General features: G+C 69.7%; 13 protein-coding genes. 5 read left to right on the top strand and 8 right to left on the bottom strand.

The window, feature by feature from the left end:
- Position 1: 1 nt before the first annotated feature.
- The 4 genes from K8P63_RS08855 to K8P63_RS08840 are packed head-to-tail and all read right to left on the bottom strand — an operon-like array spanning position 2 to position 5,431.
- Positions 2-3,403, bottom strand: a complete 3,402-nt coding sequence (locus K8P63_RS08855) for a chromosome segregation SMC family protein (RefSeq protein ID WP_223799435.1) — start codon at positions 3,401-3,403, stop codon at positions 2-4.
- 33 nt (positions 3,404-3,436) lie between these two features.
- Positions 3,437-4,189 (bottom strand): thioredoxin domain-containing protein, encoded by a 753-nt coding sequence (locus K8P63_RS08850; protein WP_223799434.1) that lies wholly within the window; start codon positions 4,187-4,189, stop codon positions 3,437-3,439.
- A 22-nt stretch (positions 4,190-4,211) separates the two neighbouring features.
- A complete protein-coding gene (locus tag K8P63_RS08845; RefSeq protein ID WP_223799433.1) occupies positions 4,212-4,901 on the bottom strand; it encodes a thioredoxin domain-containing protein in 690 nt (229 codons plus the stop codon).
- Positions 4,901-5,431, bottom strand: coding sequence for a DUF721 domain-containing protein (locus K8P63_RS08840; protein ID WP_223799432.1), 531 nt, complete (start codon positions 5,429-5,431; stop codon positions 4,901-4,903). The genes K8P63_RS08845 and K8P63_RS08840 overlap by 1 nt, the downstream gene beginning before the upstream one ends.
- Before the next feature lie 14 nt (positions 5,432-5,445).
- Between K8P63_RS08840 and mutY the strand changes: the two genes are divergently transcribed.
- From mutY to K8P63_RS08825, 3 genes are all read left to right on the top strand, one after another.
- A complete protein-coding gene (gene mutY / locus K8P63_RS08835) occupies positions 5,446-6,483 on the top strand; it encodes an A/G-specific adenine glycosylase (protein ID WP_223799431.1) in 1,038 nt (345 codons plus the stop codon).
- Complete coding sequence (gene nudC, locus K8P63_RS08830; RefSeq protein ID WP_223799430.1) at positions 6,480-7,364, top strand: NAD(+) diphosphatase; 885 nt, start codon at positions 6,480-6,482, stop codon at positions 7,362-7,364. Before mutY ends, nudC begins: the two co-directional genes overlap by 4 nt.
- Before the next feature lie 69 nt (positions 7,365-7,433).
- Positions 7,434-7,706, top strand: coding sequence for a DUF4242 domain-containing protein (locus K8P63_RS08825; RefSeq protein ID WP_223799429.1), 273 nt, complete (start codon positions 7,434-7,436; stop codon positions 7,704-7,706).
- Positions 7,707-7,724: 18 nt separating this feature from the next.
- Here K8P63_RS08825 and K8P63_RS08820 read toward each other — a convergent pair whose 3' ends face one another.
- Complete coding sequence (locus tag K8P63_RS08820) at positions 7,725-8,543, bottom strand: ferredoxin--NADP reductase (protein ID WP_223799428.1); 819 nt, start codon at positions 8,541-8,543, stop codon at positions 7,725-7,727.
- Between the two features lie 132 nt (positions 8,544-8,675).
- Entirely contained in the window at positions 8,676-10,610 is a 1,935-nt protein-coding gene (locus K8P63_RS08815) for a potassium transporter Kup (RefSeq protein WP_223799427.1), read from the bottom strand.
- Between the two features lie 182 nt (positions 10,611-10,792).
- Between K8P63_RS08815 and K8P63_RS08810 the strand changes: the two genes are divergently transcribed.
- Positions 10,793-11,005, top strand: a complete 213-nt coding sequence (locus tag K8P63_RS08810; protein ID WP_223799426.1) for a DUF3072 domain-containing protein — start codon at positions 10,793-10,795, stop codon at positions 11,003-11,005.
- A 19-nt stretch (positions 11,006-11,024) separates the two neighbouring features.
- The gene (locus K8P63_RS08805; RefSeq protein ID WP_223799425.1) at positions 11,025-11,549 is read left to right on the top strand and encodes a biliverdin-producing heme oxygenase; all 525 of its coding nucleotides are present in this window, start codon (positions 11,025-11,027) and stop codon (positions 11,547-11,549) included.
- Between the two features lie 22 nt (positions 11,550-11,571).
- Here K8P63_RS08805 and K8P63_RS08800 read toward each other — a convergent pair whose 3' ends face one another.
- Both K8P63_RS08800 and K8P63_RS08795 read right to left on the bottom strand, forming a co-directional pair.
- Positions 11,572-13,746 (bottom strand): histidine kinase dimerization/phosphoacceptor domain -containing protein, encoded by a 2,175-nt coding sequence (locus K8P63_RS08800; protein WP_223799424.1) that lies wholly within the window; start codon positions 13,744-13,746, stop codon positions 11,572-11,574.
- A gap of 98 nt (positions 13,747-13,844) precedes the next feature.
- Entirely contained in the window at positions 13,845-14,438 is a 594-nt protein-coding gene (locus K8P63_RS08795) for an NADPH-dependent FMN reductase (protein ID WP_223799423.1), read from the bottom strand.
- Between the last annotated feature and the right edge of the window lie 26 nt (positions 14,439-14,464).

Genomic DNA, 14,464 nt, shown 5'->3' with positions numbered 1-14,464 from the left:
CCTACTCCGCTGCCAGCAGGCGCTCGGCACCGCCGAGATCGACCGAGACGAGCCGACTCACGCCGCGCTCGATCATGGTGACGCCGAACAGGCGGTGCATTCGGCTCATCGTCACGGCATTGTGGGTGACCGTCAGATAGCGCGTGTCGGTCTCGCGCGTCATCGCGGCAAGCAGGTCGCAGAAGCGTTCGATATTGGCATCGTCCAACGGCGCATCGACCTCGTCCAGCACGCAGATGGGCGCCGGGTTTGTCAGGAACAAGGCGAAGATCAATGCGACTGCAGTCAGCGCCTGCTCGCCGCCCGACAGCAAGGTAAGGCTGCCGAGCCGCTTGCCCGGCGGCTGCGCCATGATCTCCAGCCCCGCCTCAAGCGGATCGTCCGAATCGATCAGCGCGAGGTGGGCCTCGCCGCCGGCGAAGAGCGTGGTGAACAGGCGGCGGAAATGGCCGTCGACCGCCTCGAACGCGGCGAGCAGCCGCTGGCGCCCTTCGCGGTTGAGGCTGCCGATCGATCCGCGCAGGCGGTTGACCGCCTCGCCCAGCTCGTCGCGTTCGGCCGCCGTTATACCCCGCGCCGCCTCGACCTCGGCCAGTTCGCTTTCGGCGACGAGGTTGACGGGGCCGAGCCGGTCGCGATCGGCGGTCAGCCGGTCGTGGCGCGTGCTTTCGTCCGCCGCCGGCTGGAGCGTGGCGGGATCGAAGCCCAGCCGCTCGGCGAGCACGGGCGCCGGACAGGCGAAGCGCTCGCCCGAGACCTGGCTCAGCTCGATGCGGCGTGCCTCGGCATGATCGGCGCGGGCAAGCGCCCCGGCCCGCGCCTCGCGCGCCTGCGCCAGCGCCTCGCCCGCCTGCGCAGTCGCTGCCTCGATCCGGCGCAGTTCGGCATCGGCGGTGGCTTCGGTCGTCCGCGCGGCTTGCGCGCTCGCCTCGGCGGCCTGTGCCTCGGCGGCGAGCGCGTCGATCGCCCCGTCGAGCTCGGCGGGGCGCGTGGCCAACGCGTCGCGTTCGGCGATCACCGCTTCCTCGCGGCGCGCCATCTCGGCGATGCGGCGCGCGGCGTCACCGGCGCGCGAGCGCCAGCCCTTGGCCTCGGCACGCACCGCCTGCAGCCGGCGGCCGTCCGCGTCGATCGACTGGCCGAGCGCCATCGCACGGCCGCGCGCCTCCGCCAGCCGGGCACGCGCCGCATCTGCGCGCGCATTCGCCTCGGCCACCGCGATGCGAGTGGCGGCACCGTCGGGCAGCGCGGCAACGGCGGCGGCGGCCCCATCCTCGGCGGCGCGCGCCTCGGCCAGTTCGCGATCCGCCGTCTCGCGGCGACCATCGAGCGCGGTGACGGCAGCGGTGCGCCGGTCGATCGCGGCCGCGGCGCTATCCTCGTCGCGCCGCGCGTTGCGCAGCGCCTGCTCGGCGCGAGCGATATCGCCGCGCGCCTGATCGATCGCGCCGCGCGCAGCAGCCTGCGCCGCCGCGGCCGCATTCTGCGCATCGGCGGCCGCATTCGCCGCTTCGCGCGCCGGTGGAAGCTGCGCGCGCAATTCGGTGTGGCGGTTCGCGCGGATCAGCCGTTCGGCGGCGGCAGCACCGACGTTGCTGGCGAAATAGCCGTCCCAGCGCCGCATGCGGCCATCGCGCGTGACGAGCCGCTGGCCCACCGCCAACGCAACGCCATCGTCCTGCTCGACGACGCCGACCTGCGCCAGCCGACGGGCGAGAACGTCGCTGCCGGCGACCTGCGCCGCGAGCGATGCGACGCCGGCCGGAAGCGGCGGATCGGCCGGATCCGTGGCCGCACCGCTCCAGCCGCGCGCGCCGTCGCTCGCCGCGGGCGCATCGAGATCGTCGCCCAGCGCCGCTGCCAGCGCGCGTTCAAAACCGGGGGCGACGGTGAGCGCGGGCAGGATGCCGCGCCCCGGCGCATTGGCGAGCGCAGCGGCGAGCGCCCGCTCCTCGCTTTCCAGCGCGGCGAGCGCAGCGCGCGCGGCGGCACCGGCGCTCTCGGCCGCATCGCGTGCGGCGGCGGCGGCATCGCGGCGCGCCTCCGCTGCGGCGAGCGTCTCGGACAGGCCGGCGAGTTGCACCTCCGCCGCGCTGCGTGCAGCGCGCGCCTGCTCCGCCTTCGCGACGAGCGGAGCCTCGTCTCCAAGCGCCGCCAGCTCGCGGTCGAGCCTTGACCGCTCGGCATCGGCCCGCGCCAGCCGCTGGCGCGCTGCAGCGAGCGCGCTTTCGGCAATGCGCGCGTCGGCCTGCTCGGCGGCTGCCCGCGCCAGCGCCTGCGCAGCGGCGACCTCCGCGTCGCGGGCACCACGCTCCGCCTCGACCACGTCGGCATCGAGCGCAGCGCGCTGTCCCTCGCCCGTCATCACGGCGGCGGTGAGCGTTTTGTCCTCGTCGCCCAGCCGTTCGAGCGCGGCGGCGGCGTCGATCGCGAGCTGGTCCTCGCGTCCGCGATCGCGCGCGAGCGTGTCGGCCTGTCCGCGAAGCTCGGCCAGCCGCCGTTCGACCGCCGCACGCTCGCCCCGGAGCGTCTCGAGCCGGTGGCGCAAATTGGCGTTCGCCTCGCGCGCCGCCTCGGCCGCGACGCGCGCCTCGGCGAGCCGGGTCGTCGCCTGGCCGAGATGCGCCGCCGCCGCGCGCTGTGCCTCGGCCGCGTCGGACACCGCTTTCTCGGCGGCGTTCGCCTCGGCGCGCGCACGCTCGGCCGCCGCCGCCGCCTCGCGCCAGCGCGCGAACAGAGTGCGCGCCTCGGCCAGCCGGATCTCGGTCGAGAGCGTGCGATAGCGCTCCGCGGCGCGCGCCTGCCGCCGCAGCACGCCGGTGCGTGCATCCATTTCCGTCATCAGCTCGTCGAGCTTCTGGAGGTTGGCCTCGGTGCCGCGCAGCTTGATCTCGGCCTCGCGCCGACGGACGTGGAGCCCGGCGATGCCTGCAGCCTCCTCCAGCATCTGGCGCCGCTCGACCGGCTTGGCGGCGATCACCGCGGCGATGCGCCCCTGGCTGACGAGCGCGGGCGAATGCGCACCGGTGGCGGCGTCGGCGAACAGCAAGGCAACGTCGCGCTGGCGCACGTCGCGACCGTTGATGCGATAGGCGGAGCCGGCGCCGCGCTCGATCCGGCGCACCACCTCCTGCTCGCCCGCCTCGGTCTCGGCGAGCAGTGACACCTCGGCGAAGGCGCGCGCGGGCCGGCTGGCGGTGCCGGCGAAAATCACGTCCTCCATGCCGCCGCCGCGCAGCGACTTGGCGCTGCCCTCGCCCATCACCCACCGGATCGCCTCCAGCAGGTTGGACTTGCCGCAACCGTTGGGGCCGACGATCCCGGTCAGACCGGGCTCGATCAGCAGTTCGGCGGGCTCGACGAAGCTTTTGAACCCGGCGAGGCGGAGCTTGCGGATACGCATGAGCGGGCCCCCCGGCCGCCTATGCCCTACGGATCAGCCCGCCGTCTGGGCGAGCTTGGCGTCGAGCTGCGGCCAGGTGGCGACATTCTCCTGCCGCTCGCCATTGATGACGAACGTGGGCGTCGAGTTCACATTGTCCTGATTGGCGTAGCGATCCTGCGTCGCGGTGAGCGCGTCGATCGCCTTCTGGTCGGACAGGCACGCTTCGGCCTGCGCCCGCGGCAGGCCGCGCGCGGCGAGCCAGCCGAACAGGCCGCTCTTGTCCGCCATCAACTTGAACTGCGCGACCGGCGGCAACGCCTGCATCTGCTGCTGCTCGGCGGGCGTCATCGCCACGATCTTGCCAAGCCACTCGTCCTGCGCGGCGTAGAGCTGTTGCGACAGCGCGAAAAATGGCTCAGCGCCGCGGCAGTTCATCAGCAAAGTCACCGGCGCATCCGGCCCGTGGATCAGAAACGAGCGGAACTCCCAGCTCACCTTGCCGGTCGAGATGTACTTTTGCTGCAGCGGCTCGGCACCCTCGGTCTCGAACAGCTTGCAGTGCGGGCAGGTGAAGGAGGCATATTCGACGATCTTCACCGGCGCGTCGGGATTGCCCATGCGCATGCCGCCCTCGGGCGTCGCGCTGACGATGTCGGTCCAGCTTTTGCCGGCCGGCGCCGGCACGGCCGCGATCGGCCCGTGCGGCGCGCCCGTCGCCGCGGAGGTGGCATCGCCCGCTTTCTTCGAGCAGCCGGCCAGTGCCAGCGCGGCGGCGAATGCGATCACGATCGGGCGACGGGTCATACGGTCATCCATGCTTGCGGGTTTACTTGCGGAGCGCCGCGGCAAGGCGCTTGTCGAGATCGGGCCACGTCGCCACCCCATCGGCGGCGACGCCGTTGATCAGGAAAGCCGGCGTGCCGGGGAAATTGGGCCGATGCCACGCCTCGTTCGCCATCGCCGAGAGCGTGTCGCGCTCATGCGGGTCGGTCAGGCAGGCCTGCGCCTTGGCCGGGGCGACGCCGTGCGCGGCGAACAAGGCGTCGAGCCCGGCACCGCTGGCCGCCAGCGGCAGCAGCTTCTCCGGCGCCATCTCGTCCTTGGGCGCCGACGTGGTCGACCATTGGCTGGCGCGCTCGGCCCATTGCGGCTGCTGGGCGTAGACGATCGGCATCACGACGAAGAACTGCTCGGGCCCGTTGCATCGCGCCAGCAGCGAGGCGGCGAAGTCGAACGGATCGCGCAGGGCGTGGCGCACCTCGTAGCTGACCAAGCCGGTGCGGACATATTTGGCGGTGAGCGGTGCGATCGCCTCACCCTCGAACTTCGCGCAATGCGGGCAGGTCAGCGAGAGATATTCAACCAACTTCACCTTCGCGTCGGGATTGCCCTCGACGAAGCTACCGTTGGGCGTGCGGCTGGCGACCTTCGACCAGTCGCGCGTCGCGACATGCGCAGGGGCGGCAATGGCGGACGGCACGGCAAGGAGCAGCAGCGCAAGCGCAAGACGGCGCATCAACGGACCTTCCCCATTACAGGAATTTCGGTGCTGGCGGCCAGCGCGTTCGCCAGCGCGCCGAGGCATTCGCGCAGCTCGGGATCGGCGACATCGCGCAGCGAATCGCCCAGCGCCGCCGGCAGCGGGCGGAGCGACGGCGGCGCGCGGCGCGGTGCGGGCGGCGACATCGTACCTTGGCGGATCACCACCTTGGCCACCGCCGGATAGCCGAAGAAGCGATTGACCCGCTCGACGATCGCCGGGCCGACATGCTGCATCATCGGCCCGTGTGCGGCGGCGACCGCGAGTGACAGCGTGCCCCCGCTCTTCTTGCCCGCCGGGAAGCGGATCGATTCGGGCGCGGACACGTCGGCATAGCGTTCGCCGACGATCTCGGCCCAACGGCTCACCACCGCCGACTGGACGAAACCGAAGCGACGGAAGGCCGCGCCCCCCACCTGCGGCAGCATATCCGCGATCGCGCGAGGGCCGCGACCGCGCGGTGGCTCGGGAGCCCGACTCTTTCGTTCCGTCATCCGCTTGCCCATGCCATAGGGCGGGCATGTCCGTCGATAGCGGCGCAGGCGCCGCCGCAATCCTGCTCGCCTGGTATGATCGGCACGCCCGCACTTTGCCGTGGCGCGCGGCGCCGGGCAGCACCGCCGATCCCTATGCCGTGTGGCTTTCGGAGATCATGTTGCAACAGACGACGGTGGCGGCAGTGACGCCGTATTTCCAAGCTTTCCTGCGGCGCTGGCCGACGATCGACGCGCTGGCCGCGGCCGACGATGCCGATGTGATGGCCGCGTGGGCGGGGCTCGGCTATTATGCACGCGCTCGCAATCTGCTCGCCTGCGCCCGAGCGGTAGCGGCGGCGGGCGGCGCCTTCCCCGACGAGGAGACCGGCCTGCGCGCGCTGCCCGGCATCGGCGCCTATACGGCGGCGGCAGTGGCGGCGATCGCGTTCGGGCGGCGCGCGGTGGTGATCGACGGCAATGTCGAGCGGGTCGTGTCGCGACTGTTCGCGGTCGAGACGCCGCTGCCCGCCGCCCGCCCTGAAATTGCACGCCTCGCCGACCGCATCACGCCGACCGCCCGGACCGGCGACTTCGCGCAGGCGATGATGGATCTGGGCGCCACGATCTGTACGCCCCGCTCGCCCGCCTGCGGTGTCTGCCCGCTGATCGGCGAGTGCGCCGCGCGCGCCGGCGGCGCGCCCGAAACCTATCCGCGCAAGGCGGCGAAGACGGCTCGGCCGGTGCGGCAGGGGACGATGTTCTGGCTCGAGCGGAACGACCGAGTATTGCTGGTGCGACGGCCGTCGAGCGGCCTGCTCGGCGGCATGCGCGCGCTGCCGACCGGCCCGTGGCTCGCCGAGCCGCCCGGCCTTGCCGACGCACCCGCCGCCGCCGACTGGCGGGAGGTCGGCGGGGGCCGCCACGTCTTCACCCATTTCGCGCTCGATTATCGCGTGGTCGCCGCGCACGGTGCCGATGCCGACGGCGAATGGTGGCCGATCGACGCGATCGAGGATGCCGGCCTGCCCACCCTGTTCGCGCGCGCCGCCGCGATCGGCCGCGCGGCGATGGTGGCGGCATGAGCGGCGCGCCCGGCTTCACCGGATCGCCGTTGGTGCGGCTGGAGGCGCCGCGTCACGATGCGGCGACGCTGGCATGCCACGTCGCCGATCCGCGCGCATTGCTGCTCGACCTGGCCGAAGATCATGCGCCGATCGTAGCCTGCGGCATGCTCGGCTGGCAGCCATTGCCGTCGCTGCCGCCCGAAGAGCTGGTGATGCTGGGGCTGGTCGACGGCGTGCCGCGCTTCGCGCATGTCGCGCCGGGCTCGGAGCCCGCACGGCGCACGCCGCCGCTGATGACATTGCTCGCCACCCTGCCCGATGGCGAGGCCGCGACCTATGCCGCCGCGCGCAGCCTGATCGACTGGCATGCGCGCCATCGTTTCTGCGCCTTCTGCGGCCACGCCTCGCATCTGTCGCGCGCGGGCTGGGGACGGCTCTGCCCGAATTGCGGGACCGAACATTTCCCGCGCACCGATCCGGTCGTCATCATGCTCGCCCAGCATAGCGTCGGCGCGGCGGCGCGCGTGCTGGTGGGCCGCCAGCCGAGCTTCCCGCCCGGCCGGTATTCGGCGCTGGCCGGCTTCGTCGAGGTCGGCGAGTCGATCGAGGAAGCGGTCGCCCGCGAATTGGGCGAGGAAGCGGGCGTGGTCGCGCGCGACGTGCGCTATCTCGCCAGCCAGCCGTGGCCGTTCCCGTCGCAGTTGATGATCGCCTGCGTGGCGATGGTCGACGACGACGCGCTCGCGATCGACCGGCAGGAACTGGAGGATGCCCGCTGGGTCGGGCGCGATGCGGTGGCCGCCGCGCTGGCCGGGGCCGACGACGCGCCGTTCCTGCCGCCGCCGCCCTATGCGATCGCCCACACATTGTTCCGGCGCTGGCTGAACGAGGGCGAGTAGAGCGCCCGCTATTCTGGACTCCCTGCTCGACAAAGCGCAGTATCGCGAGAGCAACGGAGGGAGGATCCAATGCCGCAATTCGTCATCGAGCGCGACATGCCGGGCGTGGGCAAGCTCGGGGCCGACGATCTTAAGGGAGCGTCGCAGACCTCATGCAGCGTGCTGCGCCAGCTCGGCCCGGAAATACAGTGGGTTCACAGCTACGTGACCGACGACAAGATCTATTGCATCTATCGCGCGCCGAGCGAAGACTTGCTGCGCGAACATGCCACCACCGCCGGCTTTCCCGCCAACAGCATCGCCGAGGTCCGCGCGACGATCGATCCGACCACGGCCGAATAACCGGCCGCGGCCGCGCGCTCAGCCGACGAAGGCGCGCTCGATCACATAGTCGCCGGGGTGGGCGTTAGAGCCTTCGGTGAAGCCCTTCGCCTCGAGATGCTCGGCGGTTTCCTTGATCATCGCCATGCTGCCGCACAGCATCACGCGATCATGCTCGGGATCGAAGCGCGGCGGCTCGGCGGCCGAGCCGGCGAACAGGCGCCCGTCCTCGATCAGCACGGTGATCCGATCGGTGGTGTGGAACGGCTCGCGTGTGACGGTCGGCACGTAATTGAGCTGCGCGGCGGCCATGTCGGCGACGAGCGGATCGTCGGCCAGCTTGCTCTCGAGCAGGTCGCGATAGGCCAGATCGCTCACCTTGCGCACCGAATGGACCACGACGACCTGATCGAACAGGTCGTACACGTCGGGATCGCGGATGATCGACATCCACGGCGCGAGGCCGGTGCCGGTGCCGAGCAGGAACAGCCGCCGCCCCGGCTTGAGCGCATCCGTCACGAGCGTGCCGGTCGGCTTGCGGCCGAGATAGATGTCGTCGCCTTCCTTGATCTGCTGCAGCTTCGACGTCAGCGGGCCGTCGGGCACCTTGATCGACAGGAATTCAAGTTCTTCGGCATAGGCCGGGGACGCGACCGAATAAGCGCGCAGCAGCGGCTTGCCGTTGTCGCCCTGCAGCCCGATCATCACGAACTCGCCAGAGCGGAAGCGGAAGCTCGCCGGCCGCGAGATGGTGAAGCTGAACAGATGCTCGTCCCAATGATGGACCGACAAGACCTTCTCGACCGACAGGCTCGCGGACGGTTCGAGCGAGGCGAGGACGGCGTGGGCGGCAGTCATGGCTTGGGGACGGGCTTTCGGCTGTGATGGGAAGAGCGAGCACTTAGGCAGCAAGGCCAGCACGTGCAACCATCGCTCGCTTGAGCGGCGGCTAGATTAGCTTGGGCGCACGAAACGCCCGCCGCACCGCCCTCAGATCTCGACCTGGCTGCCGAGCTCGACCACGCGATTGTGCGGCAGGCGGAAGAATTCCATCGCGCTTTCGGCGTTGCGCAGCATCCACGCGAACAGTTTCTCGCGCCAGATCGCCATGCCCGGCCGCGACGATGCGATCAGCGTCTGGCGGGCGAGGAAGAAGCTGGTGTCCATCATCTTGAACTGCGGCCCGCACTCGGTGGTGCGCGCCAGCGCGGCAGGCACGTCGGCATCCTCCATGAAGCCGTAATGCAGGATGAAGCGGTAGAAACCCTGCCCCAGATCCTCGGATTCGACCCGCTTGACGTTGCGGACGTATGGGACGTCCTCGATCTTCACCGTCAGGAGCACCACCCGCTCGTGCAGCACCTTGTTGTGTTTGAGGTTGTGGAGCAGCGCGTGCGGCACGCCGCCGGTGGTCGAGGTCATGAACACCGCGGTGCCGGGCACGCGCGTCGCCGAATTGACGGCGGAGCGCACGAACACCTGCACCGGCATCGCCGCCTCCTGCATCCGCGCGATCATCAGCTGGCGTCCGCGCGCCCAGGTGGTGAGCAACGTGAAGGCGATGATGCCGATCAGCAGCGGGAACCAGCCGCCATCAGGGATCTTGGTGAGGTTCGAGGCGAAATAGGCGCCGTCGACCAGCATGAACAATGCGCCGATGCTGGCGGTGGCCCAGATCGGCCATTTCCACACGCTGCGCGTCAGCACCACCAGCATGCACGACGTGATGAACATCGTGCCGGTCACCGCGATGCCGTATGCGGCCGCGAGGTTGGTCGAGTTGCGGAAGCCCAGCACCAGCAGGATCACCAACACCATCAGCAACCAGTTGATGAGTGGGACGTAGATCTGCCCGGCCGCCGACGCGCTGGTATGCTCGATGCGCAGGCGCGGCATCAGGCCGAGCTGCACGCCCTGCTGCACCACCGAATAAGCGCCGGTGATGACCGCCTGGCTGGCGATGACCGTGGCGCAGGTCGCGAGGATGACGAGCGGCAGGCGCAGCCGCTCGGGCGCCATCAGGAAAAAAGGATCGTTGGCCGCGCCCGGATGGCCGAGCAGGAAGGCCGACTGACCGAGATAGTTGAGCATCAGCGCCGGAAACACGATCCACACCCAGGCGAGGCTGATTGGCCGCCGCCCGAAATGGCCCATGTCGGCATAGAGCGCCTCCGCCCCGGTCACCGCTAGCACGACCGAGCCCAGCGCCAGGAAGGCCAGCCGGAAGTCGTCGGCGAAGAAGCGCGCGGCCCACAGCGGGTTGAGCGCCAGCAGGATGTCGGGATGATCGAAGATATGCCACGCACCCAGAGCGGCGACGCATACAAAATAGAGGGCCATCAGCGGGCCGAATAGCTTGCCGACCGCATCGGTGCCGCGCGACTGGAACAGGAACAGGCCGATCAGGATCACGATCGCGATCGGCAGCACGAGCGGGGCGAAGCCCGGCTCGACCGAGGTCAGGCCCTCGACCGCCGACAGCACCGAGATGGCGGGCGTGATGATGCAGTCGCCGAAGAACAAAGCGGTCGCCAGCACCGCCAGCATCACGAGCGGCCCGGTCCAGCGCTTGCTGCCGCTCATCCGCGTGATGAGCGCGAGCAGAGCGAGGCTCCCGCCCTCGCCCTTATTGTCCGCGCGCATGATGAGGACGACATATTTGATCGAGACGACCAGGACGAGCGTCCAGAAGATCAGGCTGAGCACGCCGAACAGATGCAGCCGGTCCACCGCGAGCGGATGGTGACCGACGAACACCTCCTTCAGCGAATAAAGCGGGCTCGTGCCGATATCGCCGAACACCACGCCGATGGCACCGACCGCCAGCCGGGTGGTCGTGTTCTTGCCGTGGCCGTGCGCTTCGGCACCCGGAGCGGGTTCGAGCGGGTCGGCACTCTCATTGACGACAAGGCCGCTGGTGGCCATCGAAACGCTGTTCCTGATGCTGCTGAGGGTAGGAGGCTGCTCTATTCTCGCCCGGCCTCCACGTCCGGCGGCAGCGGCGCGCGATTAGCACGCGCTGAACACGCCCGCAACACGCCACCCACGCAATGCCCTTTGGAACACAAAGTGAACGAGGGGCGTTGGGCCGGGAAAGGAGCGTTACGATGTCCGACAACCCCAAGACCCATCCCGCATCCAATGCCGAAAAGGATCCGGACGACTGGACCACCGGCGGCGAACCGATGACGGGTGCGCAAGCCTCCTACCTCAAGACGCTGAGCGAAGAGGCACACGAGCCGTTCCCCGACGAGCTTACCAAAGCAGAGGCCTCGAAGCGGATCGACGCGCTTCAGGAGGAGACTGGACGCGGCCGCTGAAGCGCGGCACGCGGGCCGGATGACCGCCCATGCCCGCCTGCGCGCCGCAACCGCCGACGACCATGTCCGTACCGATACCGCATTCGGGGCATTCGATCTGGCGGATGCGGGATCCTATGCGGCATTCCTGCGCGCGCACGCCCGGGCACTCCCACCGATCGAGGCGTTGCTGACGCCAGGCGAGCCGGGCTGGACGTTCCGCCCGCGCACGCCCGATCTGCGGGCGGATCTCGCCGCGCTGGACGAAGCATGGCCCGCTCCCCTTTCGGTCGCGATTCCGACCGAGGCGGCGGGCCGGTTGGGCATGCTCTATGTCATCGAAGGCTCCCGGCTGGGCGGCGGCATGCTGGCAGCACGCGTCGCGGACGGACTGCCGCGCGCCTATCTTTCGGCCGTGCACGAGCGTGGCGCGTGGCGCGCTTTCTGCCAGGCACTCGATGCAGCCTATACCGGCGAAGCGTGGTTCGCGTCGTTGCTCGCCGGCGCACGCGCGGCCTTCAGCCTTTATGCGGCGGCCGCCCGCGTGGAACCGGCCGGAGCTTGAACACTGGCGACTTCGCGCGAAGTCAGCGTGCCTCTACCGGCGCAGTGATGATCACGCGCATGCCGGGCAGATTGTCGGCCCGCTCGACCGTGCCCCCCAGCGTTTGCACCATCGCCGCGATCATGCGCGTGCCGAAGCCCGTGCGCAGCTGCGGCGGCGCTTGCCCCGAATCCGCGACCTCCAGCCTGAACGTGCCACGATGCTGTTCCAGCAGGATCTCGATCGGGCCGCTGCCGCCGCCATAGGCATATTTGTTGGCGTTGATGACGAGTTCGGTCAGGATCAGCCCGACATTGACCGCGCGATCTGCCTGAATCAGCATCGGTGCGAGGTCGAGCGAGATTTGGTCCTGCCATTCCGGCCCCATGCTCGTCAGCATGTCGCGGACCAGATCCTCGAGATAGCGGCCGAGATCCGTCGTATCGACCTGCTCGGCCTGATAGAGCCGCCGGTGGACGAGCGCGACCGCCGACAGCCGCCGCTGCGCCTCGGCCAGATGCACCTGCAGACGCTCGTCGGGCTCGGCACGCTCCTGCAGCGCAAGGAACGCCTGGACGAGCTGCAGGCTGTTCTGCACGCGATGATTGACCTCGCGCAGCAGATGCTCCTTCTCCACGATCAGCGCGTCTTTCTCCGCGATCGTGGCGCTCAGTTCACGGTTGAGTTCGCGCAACCGGCGCGATTGGCGCAGTTCGTAGAGCGTACGCCTTAACCGCACGGCCGCATCCAGCTCGCCACGGGTCCAGCGCCGCGCGCGGCCGTGCACCATCTCCTTCCACGCCTCGAACGAGCTGCGCGGTGTCAGCTGGCCGCCTTCCCCGGGCGCATCCTTGTGCGGATTGCCGGCCCAGTTGACGGTCTCCAGTTGCTCGGCGCGAAACCACAGGAGCAAGGCCGGTGGTTCGGCCGCGATCGCCATCGCCAGCAGGCCGCTCGCCGCCTCGCGATACTCCTCGGCTGCCGGAAAATCGCGCGCCAGGTGAAAGGTTGCGAAGGGCTCGACCGTGGCACGTGGCGCGATCCCCGCAGCCAGCGCCGGCAACAGATGCTCGGGCGGACAGGTGCCGGTCTGCGTGCGCCGGTTGCCCTGAACGATGGCGAAGCCATCGGCGTCGAACATGCGCCGCAAATCCTCCGCCGTCTCCTCGATCGCGCGATCGACCGAGATGTCGTCCGCAAAGCGCCCGATCACCGCGTCCTCGCACGCCCGCAGCCGGATGCGCTCGCGATAGGTCTCGCCATCCTCCTTGGCGCGAATCTGGCGGGCAAGACTGCCGGCGAGCGCCGCGCAAGCCACGCGTTGCTCATGCGCGATGCGCAGCGGCGAATGATTGTGGCACGCGACGAGGCCCCACAATGCGCCGTTGCGCACGATCGACACCGATGCCGATGCCGCCACGCCCATGTTGCGCAGATATTGGAGGTGGATGGGCGAAACACTGCGCAACGCCGCATCGCTGAAGTCGAGCATGCCGAGCCCCATGCCCTCCGGGCGCAACGGAGCAGGCTCGTAGGTCACGTCCGGAATGACTCGCACGCGATTGCGCACATAAAGCGCGCGCGCCTGTCGCGGAATGTCGCTCGCCGGAAAATGGTGGTGAAGGAACGACGCCAAGGTCCGATCGCGATCCTCGGCGATCACCATGCCGGCGCCGTCGTCGAGGAAGCGGTAGATCATCACGCGATCGAAGCCGGTCATCTCGCGAAACGCGACCGCCGCGCGCTCGCACAGCGACTGCAGGTCCGTCGCCCGCTCGAACGCCGCGCTGATCGCATCCAGGCGGCCCAGCAACGTCGCCGCCGTCATCGCGGTTTCTGGCTTCGGCTCGAGTTCGACCAGCAGATGCGCTTCGGAACGATGGATGATCGCGTCGAACGCCTCGCGCCGCCCCGGCACTGCCGCCAGCGGCATGACGGTGCCGATCGCGCCATCGAGCTGCATGCGGACGCGGCCGAGATCCTGCGCCACCAGTTCCGACAAAGGCCGGCCGAGCCAAACTGGCGTCAACCGCCCTTCGATATCGCCCGCGCCGGCGACGACGCGGCCGTTGCCGGCATCGGCCACCAGCAACAGACCATGCGGCTGGATCGAGCCCGGAATATGGATCGGCTCGCGATCGCAGACCGTGAGATCGACAGAATCGGCGCCCGTCTGCGGCATACCCGCCCGGTCGATCGTCTCATGCCGTGATGCCACTGGCGTCTCCACGCAATCCGCGGGCTCGTCGCGGCTCACATAGGTTACTTAGGCTACGCCCGAAGGGGTGCAAGCCCGCTGGCGGAATACACGAGAGATCAATCTCGCGGCGCCGCGCCCGCATGCCGCCAACGAGCGAAACTCACCACCTGGTCTGCCACAATCTCGATCTGCCGGGCGATCTTGTCGTCCAGGCACATATTCTCATCGTCGAACAAAGGCTGCGATGCGTTCAGCGCGACGCCATATGGCGTCGGCCAAGCGCGCAACGCATGCGCGATCGAGCGGAGCGTCACCAAGGTCGTGCCGCACGCCAGCCAGCCATAAGCGGTGACGATCGTGCCGAAGGCGCAGCCATCGAGATAGGGGCGCCCGTCGCGCGCCAGATCCTCCAGCAGATCGAGCGCATTCTTGATCGGCCCCGAAATGCTGCCGTGATAGCCCGGCGAGACGACGATGATGCCGTCGCACGCGCGCGCCGCCGCAACCAGCCGGGCTTCGTCGTCGGATCGCTGGGTTTCTCCCGGCACGTACAGCGGCAGCCGGGCGAGTGTCGGTCCATCGATCAGTTCGATCCGTGCGCCAAGCGCCTCGCACGCCGCCAGCGCCGCCCGCGCCGCGCGCTCGCTGGTCGAGTTCGGCCGGGCCGTTCCGCCGAGACCGAGGATCAGGGGAGAATAAGGGTCGGCCATGCACCGCGCCTACCCACGGCGATTGA

This window comes from Sphingomonas nostoxanthinifaciens (assembly GCF_019930585.1).
Lineage (GTDB): Bacteria > Pseudomonadota > Alphaproteobacteria > Sphingomonadales > Sphingomonadaceae > Sphingomonas_I > Sphingomonas_I nostoxanthinifaciens.
Note: the sequence above shows the minus strand (reverse complement) of the source record. Positions and strands in the feature narration are given on the sequence as shown.